The sequence below is a fragment of the Rhodococcus yananensis genome (assembly GCF_020515525.1).
In the GTDB taxonomy this organism is placed as follows: Bacteria; Actinomycetota; Actinomycetes; order Mycobacteriales; family Mycobacteriaceae; genus Rhodococcus; species Rhodococcus yananensis.
In genome coordinates this window covers 17631-33926 of sequence record NZ_JAIYEP010000050.1, presented here as the reverse complement: position 1 = coordinate 33926, position 16296 = coordinate 17631, and the positions used below count along the sequence as shown (strand labels likewise).

The window sequence follows — 16296 nt, the reverse complement described above, 5'->3', positions numbered from 1 at the left end:
CTGGCTCGACTCGATCGAGCCAGCGATACATTCGCTCGGTGACCCCCGGAGGGGGACGCAGCCCGACCGTCACCGGTAGGACGCGCGCAGGGTCTTCTTGTCGAGCTTGCCGAGCGGGGTCAACGGGAGGGAGTCGAGGAAGTCCACCGACTTCGGCGCGTGCACGGAACCCTTTGCAGCCCGAACCTTCTCGATGAGCTCGGCGGCGTCGACGTCCTGGCCGTCACGCAGCACGACGCACGCCTTGACCGCCTCACCCCACTTCTGGTCGGGCACCCCCACGACCGCGACCGACGCGACCGCCGGATGCGCGGAGACGACGTCCTCGATCTCGCGCGGGAACACGTTGAATCCGCCGGTGACGATCATGTCCTTCTTGCGGTCGACGATCGTGAGGAAGCCGTCCTTGTCGGCGCGGGCGACGTCGCCGGTGTGCAGCCACCCGCCGCGGAGCGCTTCGGCGGTCTCCTGCGGTTTCTTCCAGTACCCCTTCATCACCAGCGGGCCGCGCACACAGATCTCGCCGAGTTCTCCCTGCGGCACCTCGCACAGGTCGTCGTCGAGCAGGCGCACGTCGAGCCACGGCACGGGGCGACCGCACGTGGCGAGACGCTCCGGGTCGTCCGCGAGGTGCTCTTCCTTGCGCAGCACCGAAATCGTCATGCCGCATTCGGACTGACCGTAGAACTGGAAGAAGACGGGGCCGAGCCGCTCGATTCCCTCGCGCAGCCGGGCGGGGGACATCGCGGACGCCCCGTAGAACAGCGTCTGCAGGCTCGACAGGTCGCGATCGTCGAAGTCCGGGTGGTCCAGCAGCAGGTAGATCATGGTGGGCACGAGCATCGTCGCGTCGATCCGGTGCTTCTCGATCGTCTCGAGCACCAGCGCTGGATCGAAATACGGGAGCACGTAGAGGCATCCGCCGCGCAGCAGTGTGGGAATGAAGAAGGCGGCACCGGCGTGGGAGAGCGGCGTGCAGATCAGGAAGCGCGGCCGGTCGGGCCACTGCCATTCCGACATCTGGATCTGCGGGAGCGTCGCGCCCGACCGGAACGACCCCATCACGCCCTTCGGTTTCCCGGTGGTGCCACCGGTGTACACCAGGGACGAGGTGTCCTCGGCGCCGACGTGCGCGGCCACCAGTCGCTGCTCGGTGAACGTGTCGGCGAGCGCGAGGATGTCGACACCGACGTCCGACGGGCCGAGCGAGAACAGGTTCTTCAGCGTGGGCACCTGCGCCTTCAGTTCGGCGGCCCGTTCCTCGAAGTGCGTCGGATCGAAGACGAGGGTCTCGATCTCGGCGTCGCCGGCGATGTAGAGGTGGTCGGCGAGCGATCCCATCGGATTGAGCGCGCTGTTGCGGCACCCCGCGATCATCGTCGCGCCCATGTTGATGAGCACCTCGGGTCGGTTCTTCGACAGCACCGCCACCGACGAGCCCTGCCCGACCCCGACCGAGGCCAGGGCCTGCAGGTAGCGGCTGATGGCCGCGCGCATCTCCGCGCCGGTGAGGACGACGTCCCCCAGGTGCAGTGCGGGGCGGTCGGCGCTGCGGTCGAGTGCGGTGATGAGCAGGTCCGGCGTGTAAACGGGCCGGTGCAGATCTGCGTACTCCTCGGACATGCGCGTCCTTCCGGTCGTGTGGACGGTTCGGGAGGCGACGGCCGCGGATGTGTCGATCGTCACCCACTTTCCGTCACGATAACCGCTGAACGTCGAAAACTGAAACATGTTCCATTCTTCTTGTCGGTGTCGCGGGTCGCTAGAGTCGACCCGACACCGTTCACCGTCAGGGGAGCCCCACATGCCGTCGGCCACTCCGCCCTCGACCGATCCCGCCGTCACCGTCACGGCGACCGTCGTCGAACACCACCGGTTGCGCCACGACCTCGCCGTCATCCGGCTCGAATGCACCGAGTCGATGGTGCCGTTCCACGCCGGCCAGTACGTCGACGTCACCGTGCCGCAACGTCCCGATCTGCCGCGACGCCTGTCGCCGGCGCTGCCGCCGTCGATGGACGGCAAACTCGAATTCCACGTGCGCACCGTGCCCGGAGGCTGGGTCAGCGGCGCCATCGTGGCCGACACCCGCCCCGGCGACGAATGGGCGATCAGCGCCCCCCGCGGAGGCGACCTGCACATCGACGACAGCGGGCGCATCGCGATCATGATCGCCGGCGGCACCGGACTCGCGCCGTTGCGGTCGCTGATCCTCGACGTCGCCCGGCGCGACAACCCGCCCCGCGCATTCCTGTTCGTCGGCGGACGCACTCCGCGCGACCTGTACGCCGCCGACATGCTGTCGCTGCTCGACGAGGCACTGCCGTGGCTGACGGTCGTGCCGGTCGTCGAGTACGTGGAGAACCCGGACGTGCCGGATCCGTGGCACCAGCGGATCCTCACCCGCATCGGCGACATCGGACCCGACGTCGACGATCTGATCGAGGGCAGCCTCGACGAGGTCGTGTCGTCCTACGGGGCGTTCGGTGATCACCAGGTGCTGGTGTGCGGTCCGGCGCCGATGGTCACCGCGACGGTGCAGCGCCTCGTCGACTCGGGCACCCCCATCGAGAACATCCGCTACGACCCGTACTGATCGACGCGACCGGCGCTCGGATCGACCCTCGACACCGGCTCGTTCAGTATCCGATCACCGCGCGGTCGCCGATCTCCGCGCGGATCCGCACCGTCCGTGCCGCGAGCAGCCAGCGACCGGCGTCGCGGATCCACCGGTCCTCGTAGTCGCCCAGGCATTCGTAGGTGCGTCCGGCCGTCGCGCCCGCCCCGACGTGGAACGCACGGAAGGCGCTGCGGCTGGCAGCAACGTCGCCGTCGACCTCGACGGCGACGTTGCCGATCAGATGCTGCGTGGAGCCGCAGACGTCCAGGCATCCCCGAACCACGGCGAGCGTGTCGGCGACCCCGATCCGGCCGTACGAGCGGGTGTCGGCGGTCAGGGCCGCGGCGAGCGCGGGCCAGTCCTTGTCGTCGAGGTGCCCCGCGACGGCGAACAGCGCGCCGGTGATCTCCTCGGACACGCTCACGCGGAAATCCTGTCCGCCGCAGCGGATCCGTCCACCGCGACGGTGACCCAGGCGCGCCCGACGACGGTGCCCGCAGCGGTCGCGCACACGACCGCGACGTCCCGCACGGACTCGTGGTCGGTGCGATAGGTCTGCAGCACCCCGTCTGTGCACACCAGCGGTTCGTCACCGGCGCCGCCGGTGATGCGAGTACGGAACCGCCGGACGTTCGCGGCCCCGAATCTGTCGACGACGCAGCGCACGAGCTCGGCGACGAGCCGTTCGGATGTGGATCCGGTGCTCGTGTCGCCGTTTCCCGACACGTACACCTCCGCGACCCGGCGACCGATGCTGTCGAAGTACTCGACGGTGCGGTCCACGCGGTGGGTGTCGGCGTCGCGCACGGTGCGGGCGCGGCTGCTGAGCGGTTCGTCACCGCGCGGCGGGACGAAGAAGACGATGTCGGACTCGGCCACACCGCCGGACGCACCGCCGTCGAGGACACCGGCCTCCGCCCCGAGCGACAGGAAGGTGGGCGTCGGATGACCCTGGTCGACAACACTTCTCATGATGCACCTTCCTGTCGCTGGAGCGGGTCTTCGATCAGGACGCCGCCGGCGCCTTCGCTGCGGCGTTCGCCGCGATGTATCCGAACACGAGCCCCTGACCGATGGTCGCGCCGGCACCGGGGTACTTGTCGCCGAACGCGTTCGCGGCGGTGTTGCCGATCGCGAACAACCCGTCGATGACGCTGCCGTCCTCGCGCAGCACGCGGGCTTCCGCGTCGGCGCGCAGACCACCGCAGGTACCGAGGTCGCTGAGCGTCATCTTCACCGCGAACAACGGACCCCGGTCGAGGGGACGCAGGTTCGGATTCGGCTCGACCGTCGGGTCACCGTAGTAGCGGTCGTACGCGCTGGCCCCGCGGGAGTACTCGGTGTCGACACCGGCGGCGGCGTCGTCGTTGAATCGCCGGAAGGTGTCGGCGAAGGCATCGACCGGGACGCCCATCGACTCGGCGAGTTCCTGTGCGGTGCGGCCGGTGTGGGCGATGCCCGCCTTGTACCAGGACCCGGGGATCGGCTGGCGCGGGAACAGTCCGGCGGCGAACATGTAGCTGTTGCGGTACTGCTGGTCGAACACGATCCACATCGACTCGACCGGATCACCGGACTTCTCCCGGTCGAGGATCACCTGGCCGAACGACATGTAGTCGGAGGACTCGTTGGTGAAGCGGCGGCCGGTCTGGTCGACGATGAACGAACCCGGCAGCGCACGCTCGGCCAGCATCACCAGCGGTGGGCGTCCCTGCTTCGACGGGGCGACGGCGGGGAACCACCATGCCTGATCCATCAGGTCGATGTCGGCGCCGACCTCCTGGGCGACCTTGATGGCGTCGCCGGTGTTGCCCTCGGCGCCGAGGCTCTCCCCCTCGACGAGCGACTCGGACTGGAACTTGTGCCGCCACTGCATGTCGTGGTCGAAGCCACCGGCGGCGAGGACGACACCGCGGCGGGCGGTGACGGTGACCTCGCGGCCGTTCTGCGCGACGACGGCACCGGTGACCCGGTCGCCCTCGGCGATCAGGCGGACGAGCGACGTCTCCGTCCACACCGGGATGCCGGCGTTCAGTACACCGGCGAACAGGCCGGCGGCGATGGCCTGGCCACCGGCGGCGTACTCACGCTTGACGGCGAGACCCGCGACACCCTGCGCCAGGCGGCGGAAGATCCGCGAGAACCCCTTGACCGGGGTCCGCACCATCAGGTTCATCCACTTGTAGTCGGCGCCGGTGGTGGGCATCGGGAGCCCCGCCTCCATCAGCCCCGGACGCAGGCGGCCACGCTCGTCACCGAGCTGCGACATGTTGAACGGCTTGCACTCGCAGGTGCGGCCCGCGGCGAACCCGCCCGGCTTCTCCGGGTGGTAGTCGGAGTAGCCCTTGGCCCAGAAGAACTTCATCGGCGTGGTGCGCTGCAGCATCGCGACGGTCTCGGCGCCGTTGTCGACGAACGCGTCGCCGCGCTCGGCGGGTGCGCTGCCGTTCACCACGGCGTGGACGTACGTGCGGCCGCGTTCGCGGGTGTCACCGGACTGCGCCGCATCGAGCACCGGGTTCGCGGGCATCCAGAACGCGCCACCCGAACGGGCCGTGGAGCCACCCACGTACTTCGTCTTCTCCACGATGAGGGTGGACAGGCCCCGTTCGTGCGCGGTGAGCGCCGCGGCCATGCCCGTTCCCGAGCCGATCACGAGCAGGTCCACGGTGGTGTCGTGGGCCGGGGTCAGGGCCGGTACGGGGCTCTTCGCCATCGAAATTCTCCTTAGCCTGGGGTTCGACTGGACGGTAGGCGCCGGTCATGTCCCCGGAACAGGGTGATCCCGCACACCGGGACGCCGACCGTACGGATGTTCGGATCGGGCCCGGAGTCAGCGGCGGTACGCGTAGAAGCCCGGGGTGTGATCGACCCGCAGCCGGGTGAGATTGCGGTAGGAGATCAGCCACCGGTCGCCGACCCTGCGGTACTCCTCGTGGTAGTGACCCCAGCCGTGCAGGTGTTGCTCGACGTCGCCGTCGGTCCACCACAGCCGGTCCTCCATCGCCCAGATGCCGGTCGCGGTGGTGTCGGAGGTCAACGTGATCTCGGGGTTGTGCCCGTGGTGCGCCGACATCACGAACCTGTCGCCGTCGAGGAAGTCGCGGATGGTGGCGGCGAGCACGTCGTTGCCGACGACCGCGCCCGGACGCTTGGCCGGTGGGATGTCGCGGTAGTCGTCGCCGTCGAGGCGGAACGTCTCGCTGACCACGTCGTCGGTGTGCAGCCCGGCGTACAGATGCCACTGCTTGGTGTCCATCACGCGCAGGCGCTGCGCGAACAGTCGCTTGATCTCCTCGATCGCGGCGAGTTGCTCCATCGGCGACAGGGTCGATGGTCCGCGGCTGTCCTGCACCCGACCGGCATCGGTCACGGCTTCCTCCGTTCGTGGAGCGCACCGGTCGGGACCGACGGCACGCGGGGATCGTCCGGACGGACGCTACGTCCGTCCGCGGTCGCCGTGGACCGACGTTCCCGCCTGGTGGACGCTGTCGTCCGGATCCGGTGGGGCGGGCCCGAGGACACCCGGGGGTACGGTCACTGAGCGGGAACCGGTGGGACTTTCTTCCGGTTCGTGACCGACACTGGTACCGGCCGCCGATCCCGGTCGACGACCGGTCCCGATTCGATGAGGAGTCTCGATGACAGCGGAACACGCGGTGCTCGACCCCCGGCGCATGCGCGATGTGATGGGCAATTTCTGCACGGGCGTCACCGTGGTCACCGCGATGGCGGGCAACGAACCCATCGGGTTCGCGTGCCAGTCGTTCACGTCGGTGTCGCTGGATCCGCCGCTGGTGTCGATCTGCCCGGCCCGCACGTCGACGACGTGGCCGAAGATCCGCGAGATCGGCACGTTCGCGATCAACGTGCTCGCCGAGAGCCAACGCACACTGTGCGGGGCGTTCGCGGTGTCCGGTGGCAACAAGTTCCTGGGTGTGGACTGGGCTCCCGGCGACAACGGTGCCCCCGCACTCGACGGGGCGATCGCCCGGGTGGAGGTGGACCTCGAGGCCGAACACGACGCGGGCGACCACACCATCGTGCTCGGGCGCGTCACCGGACTGACCGCGCTGCACACCAGCCCGCTGCTGTTCCACCGCGGTTCGTACGGCGCGTTCCGGCAGCTGTGACCCGTGCGGACGGAATAACCGTTCGGCGGATCGTCGTTGCACCGGGGGCGTGCCCGGCCACGGCCCGGGCACCCGACGCGAAGGAGCCCCCGGTGTCCGTTCCCCTCTCCATCCTCGACCTCGCACACATCGGCAAGGGCGAAACCGCACGCGACAGCTTCGACGCGAGCGTGCGGATGGCGCAGCTGGCGGAACGGTGGGGCTACCGGCGCATCTGGTACGCCGAACACCACAACATGCCGACGATCGCCTCGTCCGCCACCAGCGTCCTCATCGCGCACGTCGCCGCACACACCTCGACGATCCGGCTCGGAGCCGGCGGCATCATGCTGCCCAACCATTCGCCTCTGACGATCGCCGAACAGTTCGGCACCCTCGCCACCCTGCACCCCGACCGCATCGACCTGGGCCTGGGCCGCGCCCCCGGCAGCGACCAGCAGACGATGCGGGCGTTGCGCCGCGACCCGGCGTCGGCCGACAGCTTCCCGCAGGACGTCCTCGAACTGCAGGCCTACCTGCGGGGCACCTCCCGGATCCCCGGGGTCGACGCGATCCCCGGCAAGGGCACCGACGTGCCGCTGTACATTCTCGGTTCGTCCCTGTTCGGGGCGAAACTCGCCGCACTGCTGGGCCTGCCCTACGCGTTCGCGTCGCATTTCGCGCCGCAGGCCCTCGAGGAGGCCGTCCGCCTCTACCGCGCCGAGTACCAGCCGTCGGAACAGCATCCCGAGCCGTACGTCATCGCCGGGGTCGGGGTCATCGCCGCCGACACCCACGACGAGGCGGAGCACCTGTTCGACGCGGCGAAACGCAACCGGGTCGTGCAGATGGTCGGGCGTGGACGCACCTTCACCGACGAGGAGATCGACCTGCTGCTCGACTCCCCCGCGGGCATGCAGGTCCTGACGATGCTGCGCTACACCGCCGTCGGCACACCCGACGAGGTCCGTACCTACCTCGACGCCTTCGTCGAACGATCCACCGCGGACGAGTTGATCGTCGTGTCGTCCGCCCCCGGACGTGCCGCGTGGCTGCGGTCCCTCGAACTGGTGGCGCACGCGAGCGGTCTCGTTCCCGCCTGAGCTCTCCCCACGGCACGCTACCGGTGGGTACAATCACGCGGCCAGCTGTAACGCTGTGAGTGAGACAACGCAGGGAGCACCATGAGTCACCGCATCCGCGCGATCGCCACCGGCATCCTCGTCGCCGCCGCAACCCTGTCGGTTCCCGTCACCGCGGGCGCGGACCCACTACCCACCGACGTTCCGACCATCACGATGACGGTCCGCAACGACACCGACGCACCGATGGTGCTGTCGGGGGTGGTCAACCAGTTCGGTTCCTGGGTCGACGAAGCCGCCACCGTCGTGTCGGCGCGCACCACGGAGACGATCAGCGCGGCGAGCACCGACCGGCGCGGGTTCGGTGTGCAGGTCTCCTACACGATGCCGGGCGACGCCCGCGTCGTCCTCATGACCAGCGACTACGGCACGGGCCCCGCGAACACCGACGGCACCCGCATCGACGGGGGCAATCAGCACGGCTACGCCGTCGCATCGACGGTCGACACCGGGTTTCCGTACATGACCGCGACGTTCACCGTCACCCGACGCTGAGACCGGGGGGAGCCGCCCCGGTTGCAGGACGCGAACCAGGTCAGCGCGTCGCCGCGTCCTTCACCGCGAGATGCGCGAACAGCGCGCTCGTCCCGATCGGGTTGCCGCCACCCGGGTAGACGGTGCCGCTCGGCGCCGCCATCGTGTTGCCCGCCGCATACAGACCGGGGATCGAGTTGCCGGCGGTGTCGAGGACCCGGCCGACCGTGTCGGTCTTCAGCCCACCCTTCGTACCCAGATCGGAGATGCCGAACCGCGCCGCGTGGAAGGGTCCCTTCTCGATGGACACCAGCGCCGATCCACCACCGGTGAACGCGAGGTCGTACGGCTCGTCACCGCGACCGAAATCCTCGTCGACGCCACCGGCGACCAGCTCGTTGAACCGCGCGACCGTCGCCTCCAGTGTCTCGGCGGGAACACCGATCTGCTCGGCGAGACCGGCGAGGGTGTCGGCCGTCTTCCACAGCCCCTTCTCGACGTACTCCTCCGTCGCCGAGAACGGCACGTTCGTCGCCGCGATCGGCGGCACCGCACCGGCGCGATCGTCGTAGATCATCCAGAACGGCAGGGTCATCTCGCCCGCCTCCATCCGGGCGATGATCTCGCGTCCGAGGCGGTCGTACGGTGCGTACTCGTTCGTGAACCGCTCACCGTCCTGGTCGACGAAGATGCCGCCGGTGAAGCACAACGCGAACGCGGACCGGCCGTCCGGGTGCGTCAGACCCGGCGACCACCAGGCCTCACCCATGAGGTCGACGTCGGCGCCCGCCGCGATACCCGCCCGGTGCGCCTTACCGAGGTTCGACCACGGGCCCATCGAATCCCGCGCGGCACCGGGCACCCCGTACTTCGCGCGCATCTCGTCGTCCTGGTCGAACCCACCCGCGGCGAGGACCACCCCCTTGCGGGCGCGGATGGCACGACGCTCACCGTCGTGCGCGACGATCGCACCGACCACGGCACCGTCCTCGACGACGAGTTCCTCGAGCGGGGTGTTGCGGTACAGCTGCACGTCGTCGAATTTGCGCAGCGCGATCAGGAAACGTCCGACGAGCGCACGACCACCGATCAGCACGTCGGGCAGCGCCTCACCCATGCGTTCGCGGCCGAGCGGGCCGCGGATGGACTCGTTGAGTTCCGGATCGTCCGCGATCGGGCGCGGTGTCGGCGCGATGTGCCGTCCCTGCGCGCGGGCCTTCGGGGCCTTGCCGAAGTAGTCGGGCCACGGGTACGCCATGAACTCGATGTCGTCGTCGGCCTCGAGGTAGTCGATCAGCGGCGCACCACCGCGGACGTACGCGTCCTGCAGTTCGCGGGGGGTGCGGTCGCCGACCACCGCGTGGTAGTACGTGAGCGCATCCTCGATCGTGTCGTCGTCCCCGGCCGCCTTCAGCACGGCGTTGGTCGGGAACCAGACACCGCCGCCACCGGAGTACGCCGTCGTCCCACCGAAGTACTCCGATGCCTCGACGAGCGTGACGGACAGACCCTCACGCGCCGCGGTGTAGGCCCCGCAGCAGCCGCCCGCGCCCGATCCGACGACGAGAACGTCGGTTTCTTCCGCCCAATCCACCATGCTTGATGCCTTCCGCTGATCGACCCTGTGGAACACGCCACAGTAAACCCGCGGAAGGTGCCGATCGGGCGGATGCTTCCGCTGATCGGGAGGACGCCGCGATCAGCGGTCGCGCCGGTCGCGGGGCTTCCACACCACCAGCGCGTTGCTGCGCGTCATCGGCACGACCTCGCGGCGCATCGACCGCAGCTGCGCGACCTCGGCGGCCATCTGCTCGACCTGCTGCTGCAGCTGCTCCACCTCGCCGGTCAGCTCGATGATGCGTTTGATGCCCGCAAGATTGACGCCCTCGTCCTGCGACAACCGCTGCACCTCGCGGAGCAGTTCGACGTCGCGCGGCGAGTACCGGCGCCCGCCGCCGCTCGTGCGGTGCGGGGTGACCAGACCCAGCCGGTCGTAGTTGCGGAGGGTCTGCGCGTGCATGCCCGCGAGTTCGGCCGCCACCGAGATGACGTACACGCGGGCGTCGGGGTCGGGGGGAAGATTCCGCTGGTGGGCACTACGGCGGCCCGACGGATCCTTCTGCTCGTTCATCACGCACCCGCCCATCCTTCACGTGGATCGAAACCCCCGGCCTGCTCGGCGTCGAGATAGGTGCGGAGTGCGGCGAGCGCGGTGTCGTCGAGATTCTGCGGGATCGCGACCTTCAGGGTGACCAGCAGGTCTCCCGTGCCGCCGCCCTTCTTCGCGACACCCCGGCCGCGCACGCGCAGCACCCGGCCGTCGGCTGTGCCCGGGGGCACCTTCAATCCCACGCGGCCGTCGAGGGTCGGCACCGACACGGTGCCGCCGAGGACGAGTTCGCCGTAGCTGACGGGGAGCACCAGCGTGAGATTGTCACCGTCGCGGCCGAACACCTTGTCGGAGCGCACGTGCACGGTCACGTACAGGTCGCCGGACGGTGCGCCCCGCAGACCGGCTTCGCCCTGACCGGCGAGACGGATCCGGGAGCCGTCCTTGATACCGGCGGGAACCCGGAAGGTGACGGTGCGGGTGCGGTTCTGGACGCCGCTGCCGCGACAGTCCGCGCACGGGTTGTCGATGATCGAGCCGGTGCCGCGGCAGTCGTCGCACGGTTCCGAGAACCCGAAGGCACCCTGGTTGCGCGACACGATCCCGCTGCCGTTGCAGTGCGGGCACACGCGTGGGCTGGTACCCGGTTCGGCTCCGCTGCCGTGGCACGTGGTGCACGGCGACGGGCTGGTCAGCCGCAGCGGCACCGTCACGCCCTGCACCGCGTCGCGGAAGTCCAGGGTGGTCTCGGTTTCGACGTCGCTGCCGCGCCGCGGACGCGACCGGGTGGCGCCGCCGGTGCCACCCCGGTTGAACAGGCCTCCGAAGAGGTCGCCGAGCCCGCCGTCGCCGCCGGCGGCCCCGCCGCCGAACAGGTCGCCGAGGTCGAACGTGCCGCCGGAGAATCCGCCACCGGCGCCCGGCTGGAATCCCCCGCCGGGGAAGCCGCCGGACGCGAACATCCGGCGTGTCTCGTCGTATTCCTTGCGTTTGGCCGGATCCGACAGGATCGCGTTGGCCTCGCTGACCGCCTTGAACCGTTCCTCGGCGGCGGTGTCACCGGGGTTGGCGTCGGGATGCAGATCCCGCGCCAGTTTCCGGTACGCCTTCTTGATGTCGTCCTGCGTTGCGTCCGGGGAGACGCCCAGGTCCTTGTAGAAGTCCTTCTCGATCCACTCCCGCTGGCTCACCGGGCGTCTCCTCCTTCCGCTGCTGTGTATTTCCTACTCGGTACCGGACTCGCCGGCCTGCGTCTGCTCCGGCGTGTCCGACGGATCCCCGTCGGTGACCATCACCATCGCGTGACGCAGGACGCGGTCACCGAAGCGGTACCCCTTGCGCAACACCGTCCCGAGCACGGGGTGGGTGCCGTCACCGTCCATCTGCACGGCCTCGTGCAGTTCCGGGTCGAAGGCGTCGCCCTCGGCTCCGAACGCGACCAGCCCGACCGAATCGAAGACGCCACCGAGCTTGTCGGACAGCGACTTCAACGGGCCCGACTCGAGGTCGCCGTGCGCGCGGGCACGGTCGAGGTCGTCGAGCACGTCGAGGAACTTCGCCGCGATCGACGCCTTCGCCTCCTCCGCTGCCGCCGTGCGCTGGGCATCGGCGCGGCGACGGTAGTTGGCGAACTCGGCGGTGACGCGCTGCAGGTCTGCGGTGCGCTCGGCCAGTTCCGCGGCTTCCGTCGACACCGGCTCCGCGGCCTCACCGGACGGTGCCGCGGATTCCGCGGCACCGTCGGCCACCGGCTCGAGAACCTCCGGCTCGACGACCTCGTCACGCACCTCGAAGGTGTCGGGATCGATCCGGCGCTTGTCGGTGACGGTCACCGGCTCCTGCTCGGGCCTGTCGGTGCTCACTTCTTCTCCGTGTCGGTCGGCTCGTCGACGACCTCCGCGTCGACGACGTCGTCGGCACCGGCTGCTGCGCCGTCACCGGCGGCAGCACCCTCGGCACCGCCCTGCGCCTCGTAGATCGCCTGGCCGAGGGCCTGCGACTCGGTCGCGAGCTTCTCGACGGCGGTCTTGACGGCGGCGATGTCGGACCCGGCGAGAGCGTCGCGAGCGTCCTTGACGGCCGCCTCGACCTTCTCCTTGACGTCGGCGGGCACCTTGTCCTCGTTGTCCTTGATGAACTTCTCGGTCTGGTGCACGAGCGACTCGGCCTGGTTGCGGACCTCGGCCTCCTCGCGGCGGGCCTTGTCCTCCTCGGCGTGCGCCTCGGCGTCCTTGACCATCCGGTCGATCTCCTCCTGGGACAGGCCGGAGCCGTCCTGGATCTTGATCGTGTTCTCCTTGCCGGTGCCCTTGTCACGCGCGGTGACGTGCACGATGCCGTTGGCGTCGATGTCGAAGGTCACCTCGATCTGCGGAACGCCACGCGGTGCCGGCGCGATGCCGCCGAGCTCGAACGAGCCGAGCAGCTTGTTGTGCGCCGCGATCTCGCGCTCGCCCTGGAACACCTGGATCTGCACGGACGGCTGGTTGTCGTCGGCCGTCGTGAAGGTCTCGGACCGCTTGGTGGGGATCGTGGTGTTGCGCTCGATGAGCTTGGTCATCACGCCACCCTTGGTCTCGATACCCAGCGACAGCGGGGTCACGTCGAGCAGCAGGACGTCCTTGACCTCACCCTTGAGCACGCCGGCCTGCAGGGCGGCACCCACGGCCACGACCTCGTCGGGGTTGACGCCCTTGTTGGGCTCGCGGCCACCGGTGAGCTCGCGCACCAGGTCGGTGACGGCGGGCATGCGGGTGGAGCCACCGACGAGCACGACGTGGTCGATGTCGCCGACCGCGATGCCCGCGTCCTTGACGACCTGCTGGAAGGGGGCGCGGGTGCGCTCGAGCAGATCGTTGGTGATCTTCTGGAACTCCGAGCGGGTCAGCTGCTCGTCGAGGAACAGCGGGTTCTTGTCGGCGTCGACGGTGATGTACGGCAGGTTGATGGACGTCGACTGCGAGCTCGACAGCTCGATCTTCGCCTTCTCCGCCGCCTCACGCAGACGCTGCAGGGCCATCTTGTCCTTGGTCAGGTCGACGCCGTGCTGCGACTTGAACTTGTCGACGAGCCAGCTCACGATGCGCTCGTCCCAGTCGTCGCCACCGAGGTGGTTGTCGCCGGAGGTGGCGCGCACCTCGACGACACCGTCGCCGATCTCGAGGAGGGACACGTCGAACGTGCCGCCGCCGAGGTCGAAGACGAGGATGGTCTGTTCCTTCTCGCCCTTGTCGAGGCCGTACGCGAGCGCCGCCGCGGTGGGCTCGTTGACGATGCGCAGGACGTTGAGGCCGGCGATGGTGCCGGCTTCCTTGGTGGCCTGACGCTGCGAGTCGTTGAAGTACGCGGGGACGGTGATGACGGCGTCGGTGATGTCCTCACCCAGGTACGCCTCGGCGTCGCGCTTGAGCTTCATCAGCGTGCGCGCGCTGATCTCCTGCGAGGTGTACTTCTTGTCGTCGATGGCAACGGTCCAGTCGGTACCGACGTGACGTTTCACCGAGCGGATGGTGCGGTCGACGTTGGTGACCGCCTGGTTCTTCGCGGGCTGCCCCACCAGAACTTCGCCGTTCTTCGCGAACGCAACCACCGACGGGGTGGTACGCGAACCTTCGGCGTTGGCGACGACGACGGGCTCGCCGCCCTCCAGAACAGCGACGACCGAGTTGGTCGTCCCGAGGTCGATGCCGACCGCACGAGCCATGATGTTCCTCCAAATGCTTCGAGTACTGTCCTTGCCCAACCTGAGCCTGCCCGACTCACGCTGAGCGCGGTCGACTCGACTTTGCACCCGTGGCCCTCCACCAGTCAAGCCGAGTTGAGCAGGATGCACTCAAGTTGTCTGACTCGTCCAACGGCAGGTACCCCCGAAATGTTCCGTTCGTGACGGGGATCACACGAAACGGGGTGAAGCGGCGCGCATATCCGTTCGGTGCGCGACCGCGAACGTCCCCGACCTCGCAGTTTTCGGCCTGACCTACCGCGAGGTAGCGCGCCACCTGTACATTCCCGCAGTGACGGTGGGACATCTGCCCTCGCGTCGCACCCGTGCGGAACACCGCGCAATCACCGAAACGAACGGGAGGACTCCGTCATGTCCGTAGGCGTGGGCCTCAGGGTGGGCAATGCCCTGTCCTCGGTCGCGGTCACCTCCGCCACGCCCGGCCGGCCGGATCCGGACCCCATCGAACGCATCACCGCGGTGCACCTGCACTCGAACGGCACCGCCACACTCGGTCAGCACGACGTCGCCGACGGCACCACCAGTTCGTTCACCGACTTCGTCGACCGCCTCGGACGGTCCGGAGGGGTACGCGCCAACGACGGCGCGCTGTCGCGGGCGGAAGATCTCGTCGCCACCGCCGTCGAATGCCTCCTCGCCGACGCGACACCGCTGATCGGCGAGGGCGGCTACACGGCCGTCGCGACGTACCCCACCGACTGGCCGCCGTCGACGGTCGCCGTCCTGCGCAACGCACTCGACTACGTGGGATTGCGGCACGTGTCGCTGATCTCCGACGCCGAAGCCGCGGCCGCCTGGTTCGAATCGCAGGTCTCACACCAGACCGGACGTCTGGTCGCCGTCTACCACATCGATCCGCGCGGTTCGACGATCACGCTGGTGCGTTCCGGCGTCGCCGCCGGCAAGGCGTTCCGGTTCGCCGAAGGCGATGCGCCGTCGGTGGCCGACCAGTTGTCGGCGACGCTCGGCGCGTACGGGTGGCTCGTGAGCAACCTCGACGCGATCGTCGTCACGGTCGACGAGACCGTCGACCCGAGTGCCGCGCAGATCGTCACGCAGGCCATCAAATCCGGTCTCGGCATGCGATGCGCGCTCGCCCCCGTGCCCCACCAGACGATGGTGCGCGGTGCCGCGGTCGCCGCGGCCGCCGGGTCGGTGGATCTGCTCGGCTCCACACAGGTGCTGCCCGCCGCGCGACCGGCCGGCCCGATCCGATCCGATCTCGACCCCGAAACCACGGTGGTCATCGCGAAGATCACCGCGAACCCCCCGTCCGAACAGGCCGCGACGTCGGCGCGTGCCGCCGGCATCCTTCCCTCCACCACGGCGACGCCCGGCGACGTCACCACCGACGACACCGCGCCGGATCCCCCGGACGAGTCCGGGCGGCGACGCTCGTCGTGGTTCACCGCGGGCGCCGCCGCAGCAGCCATCGCACTGCTCGTCGCGGTCGGTGCACTCGTGTTCGCGTTGCGGGACGTCTCCACCGCCAACGCGGGCACACAACCCTCCGACTCGATCGTCGTGCCCGACACGACCACGACGCGCCCGGCCTCGACCACCACGACGACGACCACCACCACGGCGACGTCCACCGACGAGTCGACGGAATCCGCGGAGGCCACGGCCGAGGCGTGGGTCGAGCCCGACACCGCGGTCGACGACACCGCGTGGGGCACCACGACCGACGAATCCACCACAGCGGACACGACGACCGGGTCGTCGACGACCAACGAGTCGGCGACCACCTCGGACACCACCACGAGCAGCACCGGATGGTCGCGCCGCAATCCGCCCGGATCGTCCGACGACGGTCCGCGTGCTGGCTCCGGCGGCGGATCGGGAGGCGGGTCCGGCGGCGGATCGGGAGGTGGGTCCGGCGGTGGGTCCGAAAGCAGCACGAGCACACCCACGAACACGAGTCAGCCGACCTCGACCACCGATCCCGGCGACGGTGGGTCCACGAGCACCGAGGCACCGTCTTCCACGCCGACACAGACCACGCCCTGACCCGATCCCACTGGTGACCTCTGCCACTGGCGGAGGCACCCACACCGTGCCGTAGGCTGTGTCGGGACCGTGGACCCTTCGCTCAC

Annotated in this window: 15 protein-coding genes; 5 read left to right on the top strand and 10 right to left on the bottom strand. The window is 69.3% G+C overall.

Annotated elements, in window-relative coordinates:
* Positions 1-69: 69 nt before the first annotated feature.
* On the bottom strand, positions 70-1623 hold the full coding sequence (locus LDQ05_RS13200; RefSeq protein WP_226437418.1) for an AMP-binding protein: 1554 nt from the start codon (positions 1621-1623) through the stop codon (positions 70-72).
* 181 nt (positions 1624-1804) lie between these two features.
* On the opposite strand from LDQ05_RS13200, the gene LDQ05_RS13195 reads away from it, so the two are divergent.
* Positions 1805-2596 (top strand): FAD-binding oxidoreductase, encoded by a 792-nt coding sequence (locus tag LDQ05_RS13195; protein ID WP_226437417.1) that lies wholly within the window; start codon positions 1805-1807, stop codon positions 2594-2596.
* 43 nt (positions 2597-2639) lie between these two features.
* On the opposite strand, the gene LDQ05_RS13190 is transcribed toward LDQ05_RS13195, so the two are convergent.
* The 4 genes from LDQ05_RS13190 to LDQ05_RS13175 all read right to left on the bottom strand — a co-directional run bounded on the left by LDQ05_RS13190 (position 2640) and on the right by LDQ05_RS13175 (position 5939).
* Complete coding sequence (locus tag LDQ05_RS13190) at positions 2640-3044, bottom strand: nuclear transport factor 2 family protein (protein ID WP_226437416.1); 405 nt, start codon at positions 3042-3044, stop codon at positions 2640-2642.
* Positions 3041-3592, bottom strand: coding sequence for a hypothetical protein (locus LDQ05_RS13185; protein WP_226437415.1), 552 nt, complete (start codon positions 3590-3592; stop codon positions 3041-3043). Before LDQ05_RS13185 ends, LDQ05_RS13190 begins: the two co-directional genes overlap by 4 nt.
* 34 nt (positions 3593-3626) lie before the next feature.
* The gene (locus LDQ05_RS13180; RefSeq protein ID WP_226437414.1) at positions 3627-5336 is read right to left on the bottom strand and encodes a 3-ketosteroid-delta-1-dehydrogenase; all 1710 of its coding nucleotides are present in this window, start codon (positions 5334-5336) and stop codon (positions 3627-3629) included.
* A 117-nt stretch (positions 5337-5453) separates the two neighbouring features.
* Positions 5454-5939 (bottom strand): nuclear transport factor 2 family protein, encoded by a 486-nt coding sequence (locus LDQ05_RS13175; RefSeq protein WP_226437419.1) that lies wholly within the window; start codon positions 5937-5939, stop codon positions 5454-5456.
* 322 nt (positions 5940-6261) lie between these two features.
* Between LDQ05_RS13175 and LDQ05_RS13170 the strand changes: the two genes are divergently transcribed.
* The 3 genes from LDQ05_RS13170 (at position 6262) to LDQ05_RS13160 (ending at position 8369) form a co-directional block, all read left to right on the top strand.
* The gene (locus tag LDQ05_RS13170) at positions 6262-6753 is read left to right on the top strand and encodes a flavin reductase family protein (RefSeq protein ID WP_226437413.1); all 492 of its coding nucleotides are present in this window, start codon (positions 6262-6264) and stop codon (positions 6751-6753) included.
* A gap of 92 nt (positions 6754-6845) precedes the next feature.
* A complete protein-coding gene (locus tag LDQ05_RS13165) occupies positions 6846-7835 on the top strand; it encodes an LLM class flavin-dependent oxidoreductase (protein ID WP_226437412.1) in 990 nt (329 codons plus the stop codon).
* An 81-nt stretch (positions 7836-7916) separates the two neighbouring features.
* Positions 7917-8369, top strand: coding sequence for a hypothetical protein (locus LDQ05_RS13160; RefSeq protein ID WP_226437411.1), 453 nt, complete (start codon positions 7917-7919; stop codon positions 8367-8369).
* 40 nt (positions 8370-8409) lie between these two features.
* On the opposite strand, the gene LDQ05_RS13155 is transcribed toward LDQ05_RS13160, so the two are convergent.
* The 5 genes from LDQ05_RS13155 to dnaK form a co-directional block, all read right to left on the bottom strand.
* On the bottom strand, positions 8410-9981 hold the full coding sequence (locus LDQ05_RS13155) for an FAD-binding protein (protein WP_308013220.1): 1572 nt from the start codon (positions 9979-9981) through the stop codon (positions 8410-8412).
* 66 nt (positions 9982-10047) lie between these two features.
* Positions 10048-10479, bottom strand: a complete 432-nt coding sequence (locus tag LDQ05_RS13150) for a heat shock protein transcriptional repressor HspR (protein WP_226437409.1) — start codon at positions 10477-10479, stop codon at positions 10048-10050.
* Complete coding sequence (gene dnaJ / locus LDQ05_RS13145) at positions 10479-11648, bottom strand: molecular chaperone DnaJ (protein WP_226437408.1); 1170 nt, start codon at positions 11646-11648, stop codon at positions 10479-10481. Before dnaJ ends, LDQ05_RS13150 begins: the two co-directional genes overlap by 1 nt.
* Positions 11649-11681: 33 nt before the next feature.
* Positions 11682-12320 carry a nucleotide exchange factor GrpE gene (gene grpE / locus LDQ05_RS13140; RefSeq protein ID WP_226437407.1) on the bottom strand — a complete coding sequence of 213 codons (639 nt, stop codon included), beginning with the start codon at positions 12318-12320 and terminating at the stop codon, positions 11682-11684.
* Positions 12317-14161: a molecular chaperone DnaK gene (gene dnaK, locus LDQ05_RS13135; protein WP_226437406.1), complete on the bottom strand. Its 1845-nt coding sequence runs from the start codon at positions 14159-14161 to the stop codon at positions 12317-12319. The genes grpE and dnaK overlap by 4 nt, the downstream gene beginning before the upstream one ends.
* Before the next feature lie 390 nt (positions 14162-14551).
* Between dnaK and LDQ05_RS13130 the strand changes: the two genes are divergently transcribed.
* Positions 14552-16210: a hypothetical protein gene (locus LDQ05_RS13130; protein WP_226437405.1), complete on the top strand. Its 1659-nt coding sequence runs from the start codon at positions 14552-14554 to the stop codon at positions 16208-16210.
* Positions 16211-16296: the final 86 nt, after the last annotated feature.

Coding starts and splice junctions, on each gene's coding strand:
- LDQ05_RS13170 (WP_226437413.1), top strand. CDS start 6,262: ATGACAGCGGAACACGCGGTGCTCGACCCCCGGCGCATGCGCGATGTG.
- LDQ05_RS13150 (WP_226437409.1), bottom strand. CDS start 10,479: ATGAACGAGCAGAAGGATCCGTCGGGCCGCCGTAGTGCCCACCAGCGG.
- LDQ05_RS13130 (WP_226437405.1), top strand. CDS start 14,552: ATGTCCGTAGGCGTGGGCCTCAGGGTGGGCAATGCCCTGTCCTCGGTC.
- LDQ05_RS13180 (WP_226437414.1), bottom strand. CDS start 5,336: ATGGCGAAGAGCCCCGTACCGGCCCTGACCCCGGCCCACGACACCACC.
- LDQ05_RS13200 (WP_226437418.1), bottom strand. CDS start 1,623: ATGTCCGAGGAGTACGCAGATCTGCACCGGCCCGTTTACACGCCGGAC.
- LDQ05_RS13195 (WP_226437417.1), top strand. CDS start 1,805: ATGCCGTCGGCCACTCCGCCCTCGACCGATCCCGCCGTCACCGTCACG.
- dnaK (WP_226437406.1), bottom strand. CDS start 14,161: ATGGCTCGTGCGGTCGGCATCGACCTCGGGACGACCAACTCGGTCGTC.
- LDQ05_RS13185 (WP_226437415.1), bottom strand. CDS start 3,592: ATGAGAAGTGTTGTCGACCAGGGTCATCCGACGCCCACCTTCCTGTCG.
- LDQ05_RS13160 (WP_226437411.1), top strand. CDS start 7,917: ATGAGTCACCGCATCCGCGCGATCGCCACCGGCATCCTCGTCGCCGCC.
- LDQ05_RS13175 (WP_226437419.1), bottom strand. CDS start 5,939: ATGGAGCAACTCGCCGCGATCGAGGAGATCAAGCGACTGTTCGCGCAG.